Raw genomic sequence first — 15,077 nt, forward strand, 5'->3', positions numbered from 1 at the left:
CATTTACCCGGGCGCAGGCTCGGGTTTCAATACTACAAATGGACGAGTCTGGCGGGATGCGTGACGGCATCTGCTGTGCATCAAGCCGTCAAGCGCCATCCCGGCAGAGCTTCATCATCCACGCATAGACCGCGTCCACTGCAGCGGAGCGAGCCGGCTGAGCCGAGCGCATCAGCCAGAGCGGCGCCAGCGCGAACCCGGGCACCTGCGGCAAGATTTCCACGCGCCCGCTCGTCAAGGCCTCGCCCGCGGTTAGCCGCGACACCATCGCGATGCCGGCCTCCTGCTCGGCAGCCGCCACGAGAAAACGCGGGTCGCTGACCGTCATCGCCCGCCGCGTACGCAACCCACCCCGCCGCAACTCGGGCAACCATGGCGCCCAGTCCGCGTGCGCCTCGTGAACCAGCAAGGGAGCTTGCGTCAAAACATCCGGAAACGGCATTGAGCGCAGCCGGCGTGCGGTCGCAGGGCCGCAGATCGCAAGCGCCTCTTCTTCAAGCAGCAATTCGCACACGACTTCCGGCGTGCGAATCTCTTTCTCCGACACCACCAGGTCGACGTCGACACGATCGATCTCGTTGACCTCTTCGCCCGTCACGAGCCAGATCTCGAGGTTCGGCAATGCCTCCGAAAAAGCCCGCATGCGCGGCATCAGCCAACCGGATGCGAACTGCGGCGCACACACGAGGATCACCGAATCCGGATTGCCATACGGCTCGATCCGGTCGCGCCCGTCGGCCAGCGTGGCGAGCGCGGTCGTGACGGTTTGCGCATACAGCACGCCGGCGGCGGTCAACGCGACACCGCGTCCGATCCGCCGGAATAAGGGCTGGCCGGTCCATTCCTCGAGTTGCAGGATTTGATGACTGATTGCCGATTGGGTCAGCGCCAGTTCCTGCGCGGCGCGCGTGAAGCTGCCGAGACGCGCGGCGGCGTCGAAAGCAAGCAAAGCCTGCAAAGGGGGAAGTCTACGCATGGACATGGGGCATGTGGGCTCACGGCCAGATATTAAGAATATCGATACTTCCAGCAAGATTTTTCGCTTTTCGCCGGATTATTGCCCCGCAATCATAGCGCCAACGCCCTTCACGTGGTCTTAGCCTTTTCCGCCAGACATGAACAGTATTTGTGTCATGGCGTCCTTTGAAACCGACCGGATCGATCTGTATGTCCCAGACCCTTCACCAAAACCTGCACGCCCCGCACGCCGAAGCCATGCCCCCGGCGCGCGCTGACACGGCCACCGCCGGGCACCCCGCCGGGCCCACCTACGCCGGCGTGCTGTCCTTCATGCGCCGCCCTTATACGCGCGATCTCGCCGGCGTCGACGTCGCCATATCGGGCATTCCGCTCGATCTCGCGACCACCTTCCGCCCCGGCACGCGTTTCGGGCCGGCCGGCATGCGCGCGGCCTCGGTGCAATTGGCGGACCTGGGCGCGTTTCCGTGGGGCATCGATCCCTTCGACCATCTCAACGTGGTCGACTACGGCGACTGCTGTTTCGACGCCCACAACCCGCTCGGCATTCGCGACGCGATCGTTGCCCACGCCCGGGAAATTCTTGCCGCCGGCACGCGCATGCTGACCTTCGGCGGCGATCACTACATCACCTATCCGCTCCTGATCGCGCACGCTGAAAAATTCGGCAGGCCCTTGAGCCTGATCCATTTCGATGCGCATTGCGATACCTGGCCGGACGACAACCCCGATTCGCTGAACCACGGCACGATGTTCTACAAGGCCATTCGCGAAGGGCTGATCGACCCCGCCCGCTCGGTGCAGGTCGGCATTCGTACCTGGAACGACGACTTCATGGGCGTGCGCATTCTCGACGCGCCGTGGGTGCATCGCAACGGCACGCAGGCGACCGTCGACGAAGTGTTGTCGATCGTCGGCGATGCGCCGACCTACCTCACCTTCGATATCGACTGCCTCGATCCGGCCTTCGCACCCGGCACGGGCACACCGGTGGCGGGCGGTCTGAGCTCGGCGCAGGCGCTTGAAATCGTGCGCGCGCTGGGCGCCGTGAATCTGGTGGGCGCGGACGTGGTGGAAGTGTCGCCGCCCTACGACCACAGCGACGTTACCGCGCTCGCCGCAGCGCACCTTGCTGCCGACATGCTGTGCCTGATGCGTAATCAGAAGCTGCAACGCCAGCAGCGCGAGTAAGCGCCTGCGTGTAAGTGTCGTTACTCCTCCGTTGAAATCTCTCTGGATGATCACCATGCCCCATACCGTCATGAGCCGGGCGCCCGCGGCGCCAAAACTGGCCGCGCTGTTGCTCTGCGCCTTCTGCGCGTTCAGTTCGTTCAGCACCGCCGCGCACGCGGACGACAAGCAGCTCAATCTGTACAACTGGGCTGATTACATTGCCAAGGACACCGTGCCGAACTTCGAGAAAGAGTCCGGCATTCACGTGCGGTACGACGTCTACGACGGCGACGAAACCTTGCAGGCAAAACTGCTGACCGGGTCGACCGGCTACGACGTCGTGGTACCCACCTCGAACTTTCTCGCGAAGCAGATCGAGGCCGGCATCTACCAGAAACTCGACAAATCGAAGCTGCCGAACCTCGCGAACCTCGACCCCAGCCTGTTGAAGCTGGTCGCAGACGCCGATCCCGGCAACCAGTACGCCGTGCCGTGGGCGTGGGGTACCACGGGGCTCGGCTACAACGTGACGCGGGTCAGAAAGATTCTCGGCAACGACGCGCCGCTCGATAACTGGGACATCCTTTTCAAGCCCGAATATCTGAGCAAGCTGAAAAGTTGCGGCGTATCGGTGCTCGACGCGCCAACCGATGTATTCGCGGTCGCGCTGCACTATCTCGGCCGCGATCCGAACAGCGCGAACCCCGCCGACTACCAGGCCGCGTACGAAGCGCTAAAGAAGATCCGCCCGTACATCACGCAGTTCAACGCAACGAGCTATATCAACGATCTCGCAGGCGACGATATCTGCTTCGCGCTGAGCTGGTCAGGCGACGTGTCGATGGCGAGCCATCGCGCGCGCGAAGCCGGCAAGAGCTACGAGGTGAAATACTTCATTCCTCAAGGCGGTGCGCCAGTCTGGTTCGACATGATGGCGATTCCGAAAGATGCGCCGCATCCGCAAGCCGCGCTCGACTGGATCAACTACATCGAACGGCCCGAGGTTCATGCCGGCATCACGAACGAGGTGTTTTATCCGAACGCGGACGCGGCCGCCCGCAAATTCGTGCGCCCGGAAATTCTCAACGATCCGACCGTGTACCCGCCTGATTCCGTGCTGAAAACGCTGTTTCTGCTCAAGCCTTTGCCTGCCCCGATCAAACGCCTGGAAGGCAGGCTGTGGGCGCAGCTAAAAACCGGAGGGTAACGAGTCGGCGCCGCGCGAATCAGGCGCCTTTCGCGTACAGCGTGGACTCGGCGAACCCGTCAGCGGCGAGTACCTGCCCCACCAGAATCAGCGCCGTACGCTCGATGGAGGTCGTTTGTACTTTGCCGACGATATCGTCGAGCGTACCGACGATCTTCTCCTCATCCGGCCAACTCGCGCGATAGACCACCGCGATTGGACAGTCGCCGCCGTAATGCGGCCGCAACTCATCGACGATGCGTGCCAGATGACGCACGCCGAGGTGAATCGCCATCGTCGCGCGATGTTTCGCGAGGTCGGCGAGTTGCTCGCCTTCCGGCATCGTTGTCTTGCTGGCGAAGCGCGTGAGGATCAACGTCTGCGAGATATCGGGCAGCGTCAGTTCGCAACCGAGCGTCGCCGCGCAAGCCGCGGTTGCCGTTACGCCCGGCACGATTTCGTAGGGAATATCGAGTTCGCGAAGCCGGCGAATCTGCTCGCCGATTGCGCCGTACAACGACGGATCGCCGGAATGCACCCGCGCCACGTCCTGGCCTTTGTCGTGTGCGGCCTTGAGCAAATCAACGATCTGATCGAGATCGAGTTCGGCGGTATTCACGACCTGCTCGGCACTATGCCCGTCCAACACGGCGGCTGGCACCAGCGAGCCGGCGTACAGGATCACCGGGCAGCCGCGCACGAGGCGCTGCCCTTTCACTGTGATCAGTTCCGGGTCACCGGGACCCGCACCGATAAAAAACACCGTCATTCAGTACTCCATGATTCGATTGGCCGGAATGCCATGCATGTGCCATTCAAGCTGAGACTCGCAACGCTTCCAGCAAGTCGGCCACGTTTGCAAACTCGCGATCGACCGCGGGCAATTCAGGGCGACGCAGCATCACGACCGGCAAGCCGCGTTCGCGCGCGACTTCGAGTTTCGCTTCGGTGGCGCTACCCCCGCTGTTTTTACTGACGACGACGTCGAAGGCTTCCCCGCTGAACAGCGCTCGTTCGCCTTCCAGCGTGAACGGGCCACGTGCCGCCAGAATCCGCGCACGCGGATGGGTTTCGGATGCGTCGAGGCAACGTATCGTCCAGAACTGCCGCAGAGGGATTTCGTCCAGATGCGCAAGCGGTTCGCGTCCGAGCGTGAAAAGCGGCCGCTTGAACGAAGCGAGCGCCGCCGTGAGTTCGGCCCAATCGCCGACCATGCGCCAGTCGTCGCCGGCTTGCGGCAGCCAGGCTTCGCGCCGCAGTGCCCAACACGGCACGCGCGCCGCGCCACTCGCTTTCACAGCATTAGCGCTAATCCGCGCGGCGTACGGATGCGTCGCGTCAATCACCAGGTCGATACGTTCGTCCGCGATATAGCGCGCCATCCCTTCGCTACCGCCGAAGCCGCCCACACGCACCGGGCACGGCAGATCGTCCGGCACCTTGCCGAGGCCCGCGAGACTGTACACATGCTCATGACCGAGTTGTCTGGCGATCCGCACAGCATCGCCGGTGCCGCCGAGCAGCAGAACGCGCTTCATTGCACGGCTCCGATTACGGTTGAGGTGAGTTGCCGGACGCGCCGTGCGCGCCGTCGGCCTGTTTTGTGACCTCCAGCAACGTAATCGGCAACGCCTGACGCCACGTATCGAAACCGCCGAGCGGCTGAGCCTCGGCCAGCGCGATGCGGGTCAGCGTGCCGCCATGCTGCTCCCGCCATGCCGCGAGCGCCGCCTCGCCCTGCAACGTGACGGCATTGGCGACCAGCCTGCCGCCTGCGCGCAGACTCGCCCAGCAGGCGTCGAGCACGCCCGGCACCGTCACGCCGCCGCCGATGAACACGGCATCTGGCGCGGCCAATCCTGCCAGTGCCTCGGGCGCGCGGCCGGCCACCAGTTGCAAGCCCGGCACGCCCAGCGCATCGCGATTGTGTTCGATGAAGCGCTGACGCTCCGCGTGCCCTTCGATCGCGATCGCGCGGCAGCCCGGATGCGCACGCATCCATTCGATGCCGATCGAGCCACTGCCCGCGCCGACGTCCCAGAGCAATTCGCCAGGCGTCGGCGCGAGGCGCGCCAGCGTGATCGCGCGAACGTCGCGCTTGGTCAACTGACCATCGTGGCGAAAGGCGTCGTCGGGCAAGCCGGTGGTCAACGGCAAACGCGGCGCGCCTTCCGTTGCACGGCATTCGAGCGCCACCAGGTTGAGCGCCGCCACGTCGCCCGCGGACCACTGGTCGGCGCGTCCGTCGATACACCGCTCCAGGTCGCCGCCCAAATGTTCCAGCACGCTCATTCGTGTCGCGCCAAAACCGCGCGCGTTCAGCAACTCAGACAGCGCTGCGGGCGTACGCCCGTCAGCGCTCAAAACGAACACGCGCGCGCCGTCGTACAAATGGGCATTCAGCGCCGGCAATGGCCGCCCCACCAGCGAAACGGTGGCCACATCCTGCAACGGCCAGCCCAGCCGTGCGGCCGCTAGCGATAGCGACGACGGCGCCGGCAGCACCCGCAATTCACCGGCCGGCAATTGCCGCGCCAACGTGGCGCCGACGCCGAACAGCATCGGGTCGCCACTCGCCAGCACACACACGGGCCCACCACGCTCCGCCAGCAAAGGTGCAAGATCGAACGGCTTCGGCCATGCTGTCCGGCGCGCGGCCAGACGCCCGGGCAGCATCGCCAGATGACGTTCGCCGCCGTAGATCACCGACGCTTCCAGCAAAGCACGCCGCGCGGGCCTCCCCAAGCCGGCGAAACCGTCATCGCCTATGCCCACCACAGTCAGCCACGCCGGCATGCATCCATCCTCATTCTGTGTCTTCAAATCTTGTGCTGTGCCACGCCGGTCAAAGCGTCCAGCCTCGTTCTGCTGTTCGAAAAAAGGCATAATACAGCCGCCGGTGCCCTTCGGGGCCGAAGAGGGAACACAGTATCGCTGTGGCTGCCCCCGCAACTGTATGCAGCGAGTCCGCCTGCGCTACGCGCCACTGGTTTAACCGGGAAGGCGGCGGCGGACGATGACCTGCCAGCCAGGAGACCTGCCGGCCAGACTGTTCGTGCCAGCCACCATCGGGCGGGGTGTACCGATGCCGCAGCAATGCCTGTAAGGGCGGCGCTCGGGCTATCGCGCGACGCTCAACCCGGTGTCCGTCTTGAATCAAGCTTCGCCCTCCACTGTTTTGCCTGACGCGGCGCTCGCACTGCGGCCTTCGGCGTGTCCGGGGCTGCTGCGCATCGTCGCCGCGCGCGACGGTGGGATCTGCCGGATCAAACTGCCCGGCGGCGAGTTGAGCGCCGCACAGGCCATCGCGATTGCCGAGGCCAGCAGGCGGCATGCAAGCGGTGTGATTGAGCTGACCAATCGCGCGAATCTGCAGGTGCGTGGCGTGCGCAGCGGGCAAGAAGCGGCACTGATCGCCACGTTGCTCGACGCGGGCCTCGGACCGGCTGTCGAGCCGATTCGAGCCGACGCTGCGGTAGATGCCGCCAAGTCGCTGCTCGCGACTTCGGCGGACGACGTGCGCAACGTGATGCTAAGTCCGACTGCCGGGCGCGATCCATTTGCACTGTTCGACACGCGGCCTCTTTGCACCGAACTGCTTGCCTTGCTGCAGACCGAAGCGCGTTTCGCGGCGCTGTCGCCCAAATTCGCGCTATTGCTCGACGGCGGCGAGCGCCTTGCGAGAGTCGATCATCCGCACGATGTCTGGCTGGCGGCGACGCAAGCCGAAGACGGAGTGCGATTTGTGTTCGGCCTGGCCGGTTGCCCCGCTGCAGAGATGAACGCGAAACCTGGCGCCCTCGGCGCCGTTCTGCCCAAGCAGGTCACCGGCCTGGTTCGCGCGCTGCTGCATACGTTCCTCGACCTGGGCACCGCCGATGCCACGCGCATGCGTCATCTGCTTACCGCGCATTCCATCGACGCCGTCTTGCAGCACGCTCGTCAGTACGTCGATTTCCCGCTGTCACGCGACGCGTCGCTCGCACACTGGCAACGCGGCACGCTTGCCGATGCCACGCTGCGGCTCGGCGCGCATGCTCAACGCGTGGTGGGCCTGCAGCACGCGGGCGGGCAGCCGCCGCTTGGGCGCCTCGACGCCGCCGCATTACGCGGCCTCGCGGAACTCTCCCAGCAGCACGGCAACGGCACGCTGCGCATCACGCCCTGGCAAAGCGTATTGCTTCCCGATATCGCGGCGCATAACGCATCCGCCGCGCTCGCGGAAATGAACGCGCTAGGTCTCGCCTGCGATCCCGCGCAGCCGATTACGCACCTGATCGCCTGCGCCGGTTCCACGGGTTGCGCAAAAAGCCTCGCCGACACCAAGGCCGATGCACTGCTTCTGGCGAATCGCTTGCCCGCTGGCGTCGACGTTCATCTGAGCGGCTGTCCGCGCTCATGCGCTGCGACCCATTGCGCGCCGTACACGCTGCTGGCCACCGCGCCCGGCCTCTATGACCTCTATCGACGCAACGGCGAACCGGATTTCGGTGCGTGCGTCGCGCACCAACTTACGATCGAACAGGCCGCCGACATGCTCGACTCATTGGCCCACCCGGCCCGGAGCCCTTCAGATGCTTGATTACATTCGCGACGGTCAGGAGATCTATCGCCAATCCTTCGCGACGATACGTGCTGAGGCCGATCTTTCGCGTATTCCCGCCGACCTCGAAAAACTCGCGGTGCGTGTGATCCACGCCTGCGGCATGGTAGACGTCATTGAAGACCTGCGGTTTTCCGCGGGGGCGGGCGCCGCGGGCCGCACGGCGCTGGCACAAGGCGCGCCGATTCTGTGCGACGCCGGCATGGTGGCGCAGGGCATCACGCGCGCACGATTGCCCGCCAACAACGAAGTGATCTGCACGCTCACGCATCAGGACGTGCCCGCGCTCGCGCGCGAACTCGGCAATACGCGTTCGGCCGCCGCGCTCGAATTGTGGCGGCCGCATCTGGCCGGCAGCCTCGTGGTGATCGGCAATGCGCCGACCGCCCTCTTCTATCTGCTAGACATGCTCGACGACGATGCGCCGAAACCCGCGCTGATTCTTGGTTTTCCGGTCGGCTTTGTCGGCGCTGCCGAATCGAAAGCGATGCTGGCGGAAAATAGCCGCGGTGTGCCCTACGTCGTGATTCATGGCCGGCGCGGTGGCAGCGCGATGGCCGCCGCCGCGGTGAATGCGCTGGCGACGGAGGTCGAGTAAATGACCGTGCGAGGACGTTTATTCGGTCTGGGTGTCGGCCCCGGCGACCCGGAACTCATCACGCTAAAAGCGCTGCGCGTGCTGAAAGCGGCCCCCGTCGTCGCGTATTTCGTCGCGAAGGGTAAAAAGGGCAATGCCTTCAGCATCATCGAGGCACATCTGCATGACGCTCAGCAGCATCTGCCGCTCGTGTATCCCGTCACGACCGAAGCGCTCGAACCGCCGCTTTCGTATGAAGCGATCATCGCCGATTTCTACGACACCGCCGCGGAGATCGTTGCCGGCCATCTCGACGCCGGCCGCGACGTCGCGGTGATTTGCGAAGGCGACCCGTTTTTCTACGGCTCGTATATGTATCTGCATGACCGCCTTGCCGCGCGGTTCGAGGCCGAAGTGGTACCGGGCGTGTGTTCGATGCTGGGCGGTGCGGCCGTTCTCGGCGCGCCGCTGGTGTATCGCAATCAGAGTCTGTCGGTGCTCTCCGGCGTGCTGCCCGAGGACGAATTGCGCCGGCGTCTCGCCGATGCCGACGCCGCGGTCATCATGAAACTCGGCCGCAATTTCGAAAAGGTGCGGCGCGTGCTCGTCGAACTGGGGCTCGCGCATCGGGCGCTTTACGTCGAACGCGCGACCATGGGTAATCAACGTATTGTGGCCCTCGACGAAGTCGACCCGATGGCCTCGCCGTATTTCTCGCTGCTTGTGGTGCCGGGGGAAAAATGGCAAGGATGACGCCGCCCGCCATCGTCATTCTCGGCACGGGCGCGTTGGCAACCGCACGGCGTATCCAGACGCTGCATGCCGGTTCCCAGGTGCACGCCTTGCAGGGGCGCGTCGAAGCTGACGTCTCGTATGCGGAACTCCGCGCGCATCTGTGCGATCTGTATGCGCGGGGAACGCCGATCGTTGCGCTGTGCGCCGCCGGTATCGTGATTCGCTGCATTGCGCCCTTGCTGTCGAACAAGGGCGTCGAGCCGCCCGTGCTGGCCGTCGCGGAAGATGGCAGCGCGGTCGTGCCATTGCTCGGCGGCCTTGCAGGCGTCAACGTGATGGCGCGTGAGATCGCGGCTGAATTGGCTGTGCCGCCTGCGATTACGACCAGTGGCGAACTGCGCTTCGGCACCTGCGTGCTCAATCCACCCGAAGGTTATGCACTCGCCGATATCGCGCAAGGCAAGCGCTTTGTTTCAGACCTGCTCGCTGGAGAAAGCACGCGAATCGAGGGCGAAGCGCCGTGGCTCGACGATGCGCAACTGCCGCGCTCCGAATCGGCACGTCTCGCGATTCGCGTGACACCCCGTGCGTGGGAAGGGCGTGATGATGAGTTGGTGATTCATCCTCGGAGCGTGGTGGCGGCAGTCACCGTGCCGGGTGCGGGTGCGGGTGCTAGTTCTGGCTCGCCCTCTGCTACGAACGCAAACCTCAGCGCAAATTCCAGATCCGATTCCCGGACGGGTTCAGGCGCGCGGATCGCGGCGTTGGTGCGCGACGCATTGGACACGCACGGTCTTGCGCCGCTTTCGCTCGCGGCATTGCTGGCGCCTTCCGAACACATGTTGGACCCGGCGCTCGCCGATGCCGCAGCGAGCCTGAACGTGCCGCTGCGTTTTGCCCAGCCGCGCCCGCAGGACGGCGAACCGCCGAGCAATCTGCTGCACGCCGCGCTGCGCGTCCCTTATCAAACGCTGCACGACGACGCGGACGCAGGCGTTGCCCTCGCGTTGGCCGCGCTGGCCATCGACCCGCACACGATTGGCCGCGCGCGCGGCCGCCTGACCGTGATCGGCCTGGGCCCTGGCCGCGCCGACCTGATGGTGCCCGCCGCACGAACCGCGCTGAACGAAGCCACCGATATCCTCGGCTACGAAACCTACGTGAAAATGGCCGGCCCGTTGCGCGCCGATCAACGCGTGCACGGCACCGACAATCGCGAGGAAATGCAGCGGGCCCGCCATGCGTTCGAACTTGCTGGCACAGGACGGTCGGTGGTGATGGTGTCGTCGGGCGATCCTGGCGTGTTCGCGATGGCGGCTGCGGTGCTTGAGGCGCTCGAAGAAGGCGGTTCGGCGAACGCCGATTGGCGTGCGGTCGAACTCGCCATCGTGCCGGGGGTGTCGGCAGCCATGGCGACTGCCGCACAGGCCGGCGCGCCGTTGGGTCACGATTTCTGCATGCTGTCGCTATCCGACAATCTGAAACCGTGGACCATCATCGAAAAGCGCCTCCGGCATGCGGCCGAAGCGGATCTGGTGATGGCTTTCTATAACCCGATCTCGCGCGCACGACCGTGGCAACTGGATAAGGCACTGGATATCCTGCGGGAATATCGCACGGCAGCAACGAAGGTGGTACTCGGTCGCGATATCGGCAGACCGGGCGGCACGCTGCGTACGATCACGCTAAGAGAACTGCGCTCGTCCGATGTGGATATGCGGACGATGGTGATCATCGGCTCGTCGACCACGCGCGGGTTTACCAACGGCGTCGACGGTGGCGAGTGGGTGTATACGCCGCGCTGGTATGAGTGAGCGGTCGGCTCGCTCATACCACCCTCCTTTGGGGTAGCCGCCTGGTTCAACAAAGGCGCCCCGCTTAGCCCGCTAAGCCGCCACTTTCAGATCGTCAATCGCCCGCTGCCGCACCCCCAGATCGTCCCAAAGCTCCGGATGGCACGTGAACACCAGAATCTGGTGCCGCGTGGCCGCGTCGATCAATGCGCGCTTGATCGCGTCGCGCCGTGCCGCATCGGTATGCACGGCGGCATCGTCGAGCATCAGCAAGGTCGGGCGTCCCGATGCCTGCAACAGATCCGCATAGGCGAGCCGCGTCAGGATGCCCAACTGTTCGCGCGTGCCGAAACTCAACGCATCGAGCGTATCCGCTCGACCATAACGATCCAGCGTCGCGGGACTCAGATCGTCGCCGAGCGCGATCGTCGACTGCGGAAAAATCCGCTTCAGGTAGTGTCCGAGGCGTTCGGTCAACGGCGCGCGCAGTTGGGCCACCGCGGCATCGCGTTCGTCGACTAGCACCTCGTCGAGCAAACTCAACGCACCTGCCCGCAAGCTCAGTTCGTCTTTACGGCGCGTGGCCTGTTCCAGCGAAGCGTTCACGGCGGCGAGACGTTCGCCAAGCCCGGACGCGCCAACCGTCTCCAGTTGACTGCGCAATTGCGCAATCCGCACCTGCCGCTCATGCTGCTCGTTGCGCGCAAGCTCAGCCGACGCGCGATAGCGTTTCGCTTCAGCCGCCGGATCGTCGAGACGCGCCGCTTCCAGTTCGCGCTCACGTCCTTCGAGCTGTTTTTTCAGCGCTTCGACCTGCACACGCTGCTCGACGATTTTCGTCTGCCACTGCGCACGGTTGCGGCAAAACGCTTCGTCGCCCAGTTGGGCTTCCTTGCGCTGCAACTGAACCGCGAGCGACTCTGTCGTTGCGGTAGCGGTGGATCTGCTTTCCGCGGCCTGCGCCAGCACCTTTCTGGCGGCTTCCAATGCATCGCGCGCGATGTCGGCATTGCGGCGAGCTTCGTCGAGCGGCAGCGCAGCGGACGCATCGGGCAATAGCGCCAGCCGCTCATTCGAGGTCTGCAAACGTGCAGCAGCCGTCGCCAGGGCGGCACGCAACGCGTCGATACCGTGCGGCGCATGCACTTCGAGAATCTTCGCCTGACTTTTCTGCTGCGCGACCAGCGTCTTCCACTGCTCGTGCCGGGCCTCGGCCTCGCCCAGCGACGCCACGCCCAGCGCCTGCAATAACTGCGCATGACGAGCTTCGAGCGACGCCAGCTCGGACAACTGCGCCGACAGATCGGACACGCCCGGAATCACGCGCAATTCGCCAAGCTCGCCAAGGCCGATCCGCTTCTCCTCATCGACCCGTAACACACCATCACCGCTTACCTGCGTATCGCCGACGCTAATCGCACCCGTCAGCCGGTATTCGATGCGCGTCATCGCCGCTTCGGTACGCGCGCGCAGCACGGTCAATTCGGCATCGAACGATTGCAGCCGCTTCAACTGCGCTGCGTCGATTTCGAGCGCGGCAGCCGCGCGCGTCGCCTCCAGCACGGTCTCATTTGCCTTGTCGGCAGCCACAATCGCTGCTTCAAGCCGCTCGCTTTCGGCACGGTGCAGCGCAATCTGACTGCGCAGATCGCCCGCGGTCACTGCGGCGTTCGCCAGTTCCTGCGCACGCGTGGCGTCGGCATACACCTGCTCGAGTTGCGTCACGCTCGCCTGAGCCTGCGCATGTTCGTTCTGTATCGCCGCCACGTTGGCGCGCGCGGCATCGAGTTGCTGCCTCTCGCGTGCGACGGCCGCCTCCAGTTCGTTCGCCGCCTGCTCCTGTTGCAGCGAGAGGGCCAGTTCCGCGTCCTTCAATTGCAACGACTGTGAGAGCGCCTGAAGACTACGCTCGAGTTCCGCCGCGGCATCGGCACGCTGTTGCGCCTGCACCGCTTTCTGCTCGTGAAGCTCCCAGGGGCGTTTGCGTTGCGCGTCGTCGAAAGCTTCCTGCTGCGCGGCAAGCCGCACGATGTTGTCGTCGAATTGCTGGCGCTGCTGCTCCAGTTCGCCGCGTTCTTGCTGGAGCGCCGCCAACGCCTGTTCGGCCTCGGCCAACGGCCCGGTGGACTTCTGCGTACGCGCGGTAAGCAGTTGCCGCAATTCGCGCTGCACGGCAGCGATCAACGCGTCCTCGCCCGCGGACTCGCTGCTGCCCGAGAGCTGTGAAAGCGCGTCGCGCAGATACTGCGCCGCGTGCCCGGTGGAGTCGCGCACCTCCTGCGTGGCGCCCTGCTGGACCCACAACAAACCGGGGACGCCGGCGTTTTCCGCCTTGAGCGGCCCACGCGCGGCACGCGAAAAGCCGAGCAACGCGGCGAGCTTGTCTTCGGCTTCATCTTCACCGAACACCGCCTGACCGATTTTCAACTCACAGCGCTGCCGTGTGACGAACTGCTTCGACAGGCGGCACGCCGTGCCGTCCAGATCGAACGTCACTTCAACCGAGGGCTGCCCACCTGCCTTGCCCCACGGCAACAGGTCCTTCAGATGCGAAGCCTTGTAGCGTTCGAGGAACACCGCTCGCACGGCTTCGGCGATCGTGCTTTTGCCCGCCTCGTTCGGACCGGTGAACAGGTTGAGCCCGGGCTGCAGATCGTCGATGACAAGGCGGCCGGTGAACTGCCTGAATTCCTGAATCGCAATACTTTCCAGCTTCATGCGGACCTCGCTTCGCGCGGCAGTTCACGTTGAAAACGCGCGAGAAGCAATAACGCCTCCGCCGCGCGCTTGACCTTCTGCGGGTCGGACTGCGGGTCTTCCTGCAAGCTTCGCAGACGCGCCACCACCTTCGCGAGGTAGCCGCTCTGCGCGCCGAGTTCGGCGAGGTCGGCGGCGGTAGGCAGCACCTGCAGGCCGCTCAGATCGACGCGCAGCGCGCGCACCCGCGCGCGGGTTTCTTCCACCGCGACGCGAATCGCCTCCGCGTCGGCCAACGCGGCCGTGCCGCTTACCGTGACCCGCAGCACGTCGTGACTGCCCAATGCGCCAAGGCGCGTTCTGAGCGAATCCACATCCGTCGGCACCGAGATCGTTTCCTCCCAGCGATGCCATTGATATTTCCCCACCCGCACCGCTTCGACGGCCGGTACGGCGCCAGGCTCGCTCAGCGTGACATCGAGCATGAAGCCCGGCTCGTTGGCGCGAAACCGGTCCTGCTCGTGCGTACCGGCATACCAGGTACGCTCGTCGACCCGCAGATGGCCGTGCCAGTCGCCGAGCGCAAGATAGTCCAGACGGGCGCTGGCAGCACGCGTCGCAGCGATGGGGTTCGACGAATCGATACCCTCCTGCAGGATTCCGCTCACGCTGCCATGCGCGAGTCCGATGCGGTGATAGCCCGGCGGCGTTTCGGTTGTGTCGAAGAAGCCCGTGGTGTCGTCGTAGGTGATGCGTTGCGTGAGCGGCGCGCACAGCAATGCGCATTGGCAGGCGTCGAGGGTCACCACGCCGGGTTCGAGCACCACCGCCACGTTCGGCGCGATGCAGTTCAGGCGCTGTGCACGGGTCCACACGCTCTCGACCAGCGCGGCATCGTGATTGCCGGGCAGCATGATCCATGGGCCGGAAAATGCCTGCAACGCGCCGAACAGACGGCGAATCACTGTATCCGAGACGGTCTGCAAGTCGAATACGTCGCCCGCGACCAGCACGGCGTCGACCTTGCGCGCGGCGGCTTCCCCGGCGATCCGCCGCACGGTTTCGAAGCGCGCTTCCGCGAGGTGCGCGGCATCGTCCGGCTCGAACTGGCCGAACTGCGTGCCTATCTGCCAGTCCGCGGTGTGCAGAAACCTGATCACTGTGCCTCCATTCCGTTCAATTGCCTCGTGACTCAACCGTCATTCGGCGCTCATGTTACCGCGCCGGCCGCTCAAAGAAAGTCCCGGGCCGGTGCCACGCAGCAGGAACAGCAGCGCTACACTCGCGTTTCTGGACGATCGGATCAATCGCACCGCAACATTTAATCGACCTGCC

At 64.9% G+C, this 15,077-nt stretch carries 12 protein-coding genes and 1 riboswitch; of the genes, 6 read left to right on the top strand and 6 right to left on the bottom strand.

Features of this window, described 5'->3' with window-relative positions; all coding sequences use genetic code 11:
• Nucleotides 1-88: 88 nt before the first annotated feature.
• A complete protein-coding gene (locus tag HWX91_RS07845) occupies nucleotides 89-976 on the bottom strand; it encodes a LysR substrate-binding domain-containing protein (protein ID WP_162181279.1) in 888 nt (295 codons plus the stop codon).
• A 239-nt stretch (nucleotides 977-1,215) separates the two neighbouring features.
• Between HWX91_RS07845 and speB the strand changes: the two genes are divergently transcribed.
• Both speB and HWX91_RS07855 read left to right on the top strand, forming a co-directional pair.
• A complete protein-coding gene (speB, locus tag HWX91_RS07850; RefSeq protein ID WP_042273962.1) occupies nucleotides 1,216-2,169 on the top strand; it encodes an agmatinase in 954 nt (317 codons plus the stop codon).
• Between the two features lie 55 nt (nucleotides 2,170-2,224).
• Nucleotides 2,225-3,358 (top strand): polyamine ABC transporter substrate-binding protein, encoded by a 1,134-nt coding sequence (locus HWX91_RS07855; RefSeq protein ID WP_244144024.1) that lies wholly within the window; start codon nucleotides 2,225-2,227, stop codon nucleotides 3,356-3,358.
• A gap of 19 nt (nucleotides 3,359-3,377) precedes the next feature.
• On the opposite strand, the gene cobM is transcribed toward HWX91_RS07855, so the two are convergent.
• From cobM to HWX91_RS07870, 3 genes are read right to left on the bottom strand one after another with little or no spacing between them, the layout of a single operon-like run.
• Entirely contained in the window at nucleotides 3,378-4,106 is a 729-nt protein-coding gene (gene cobM / locus HWX91_RS07860; protein WP_028194585.1) for a precorrin-4 C(11)-methyltransferase, read from the bottom strand.
• A gap of 46 nt (nucleotides 4,107-4,152) precedes the next feature.
• Nucleotides 4,153-4,875: a cobalt-precorrin-6A reductase gene (locus tag HWX91_RS07865; protein ID WP_028194586.1), complete on the bottom strand. Its 723-nt coding sequence runs from the start codon at nucleotides 4,873-4,875 to the stop codon at nucleotides 4,153-4,155.
• 13 nt (nucleotides 4,876-4,888) lie between these two features.
• A complete protein-coding gene (locus tag HWX91_RS07870; protein ID WP_028194587.1) occupies nucleotides 4,889-6,133 on the bottom strand; it encodes a bifunctional cobalt-precorrin-7 (C(5))-methyltransferase/cobalt-precorrin-6B (C(15))-methyltransferase in 1,245 nt (414 codons plus the stop codon).
• 86 nt (nucleotides 6,134-6,219) lie between these two features.
• Nucleotides 6,220-6,396: riboswitch (cobalamin riboswitch) on the top strand.
• A gap of 83 nt (nucleotides 6,397-6,479) precedes the next feature.
• On the opposite strand from HWX91_RS07870, the gene cobG reads away from it, so the two are divergent.
• The 4 genes from cobG to cobJ are packed head-to-tail and all read left to right on the top strand — an operon-like array spanning nucleotide 6,480 to nucleotide 11,066.
• Nucleotides 6,480-7,919, top strand: a complete 1,440-nt coding sequence (gene cobG, locus HWX91_RS07875; RefSeq protein WP_081832935.1) for a precorrin-3B synthase — start codon at nucleotides 6,480-6,482, stop codon at nucleotides 7,917-7,919.
• The gene (locus HWX91_RS07880) at nucleotides 7,912-8,538 is read left to right on the top strand and encodes a precorrin-8X methylmutase (RefSeq protein ID WP_028194588.1); all 627 of its coding nucleotides are present in this window, start codon (nucleotides 7,912-7,914) and stop codon (nucleotides 8,536-8,538) included. Before cobG ends, HWX91_RS07880 begins: the two co-directional genes overlap by 8 nt.
• Nucleotides 8,539-9,270: a precorrin-2 C(20)-methyltransferase gene (locus HWX91_RS07885; RefSeq protein WP_028194589.1), complete on the top strand. Its 732-nt coding sequence runs from the start codon at nucleotides 8,539-8,541 to the stop codon at nucleotides 9,268-9,270. It begins immediately after the preceding gene.
• The gene (gene cobJ / locus HWX91_RS07890; RefSeq protein ID WP_028194590.1) at nucleotides 9,267-11,066 is read left to right on the top strand and encodes a precorrin-3B C(17)-methyltransferase; all 1,800 of its coding nucleotides are present in this window, start codon (nucleotides 9,267-9,269) and stop codon (nucleotides 11,064-11,066) included. The genes HWX91_RS07885 and cobJ overlap by 4 nt, the downstream gene beginning before the upstream one ends.
• 72 nt (nucleotides 11,067-11,138) lie before the next feature.
• Here the strand turns inward: cobJ and HWX91_RS07895 are convergent, their stop codons facing one another.
• Together HWX91_RS07895 and HWX91_RS07900 are read right to left on the bottom strand one after the other, a co-directional pair.
• Nucleotides 11,139-13,763 carry an AAA family ATPase gene (locus HWX91_RS07895; RefSeq protein ID WP_028194591.1) on the bottom strand — a complete coding sequence of 875 codons (2,625 nt, stop codon included), beginning with the start codon at nucleotides 13,761-13,763 and terminating at the stop codon, nucleotides 11,139-11,141.
• Nucleotides 13,760-14,902, bottom strand: a complete 1,143-nt coding sequence (locus HWX91_RS07900) for a metallophosphoesterase family protein (RefSeq protein ID WP_028194592.1) — start codon at nucleotides 14,900-14,902, stop codon at nucleotides 13,760-13,762. Before HWX91_RS07900 ends, HWX91_RS07895 begins: the two co-directional genes overlap by 4 nt.
• Nucleotides 14,903-15,077 lie beyond the last annotated feature (175 nt).

Source organism: Paraburkholderia fungorum (genome assembly GCF_902833645.1).
Lineage (GTDB): Bacteria > Pseudomonadota > Gammaproteobacteria > Burkholderiales > Burkholderiaceae > Paraburkholderia > Paraburkholderia fungorum.

Excerpts from the sequence above, each read along its gene's own strand:
- speB (WP_042273962.1), top strand. The coding sequence starts at position 1,216 with ATGCCCCCGGCGCGCGCTGACACGGCCACCGCCGGGCACCCCGCCGGG.
- HWX91_RS07855 (WP_244144024.1), top strand. The coding sequence starts at position 2,225 with ATGCCCCATACCGTCATGAGCCGGGCGCCCGCGGCGCCAAAACTGGCC.
- HWX91_RS07845 (WP_162181279.1), bottom strand. The coding sequence starts at position 976 with ATGCGTAGACTTCCCCCTTTGCAGGCTTTGCTTGCTTTCGACGCCGCC.
- HWX91_RS07895 (WP_028194591.1), bottom strand. The coding sequence starts at position 13,763 with ATGAAGCTGGAAAGTATTGCGATTCAGGAATTCAGGCAGTTCACCGGC.
- cobM (WP_028194585.1), bottom strand. The coding sequence starts at position 4,106 with ATGACGGTGTTTTTTATCGGTGCGGGTCCCGGTGACCCGGAACTGATC.
- HWX91_RS07870 (WP_028194587.1), bottom strand. The coding sequence starts at position 6,133 with ATGCCGGCGTGGCTGACTGTGGTGGGCATAGGCGATGACGGTTTCGCC.
- cobJ (WP_028194590.1), top strand. The coding sequence starts at position 9,267 with ATGACGCCGCCCGCCATCGTCATTCTCGGCACGGGCGCGTTGGCAACC.
- HWX91_RS07865 (WP_028194586.1), bottom strand. The coding sequence starts at position 4,875 with ATGAAGCGCGTTCTGCTGCTCGGCGGCACCGGCGATGCTGTGCGGATC.
- HWX91_RS07880 (WP_028194588.1), top strand. The coding sequence starts at position 7,912 with ATGCTTGATTACATTCGCGACGGTCAGGAGATCTATCGCCAATCCTTC.
- HWX91_RS07885 (WP_028194589.1), top strand. The coding sequence starts at position 8,539 with ATGACCGTGCGAGGACGTTTATTCGGTCTGGGTGTCGGCCCCGGCGAC.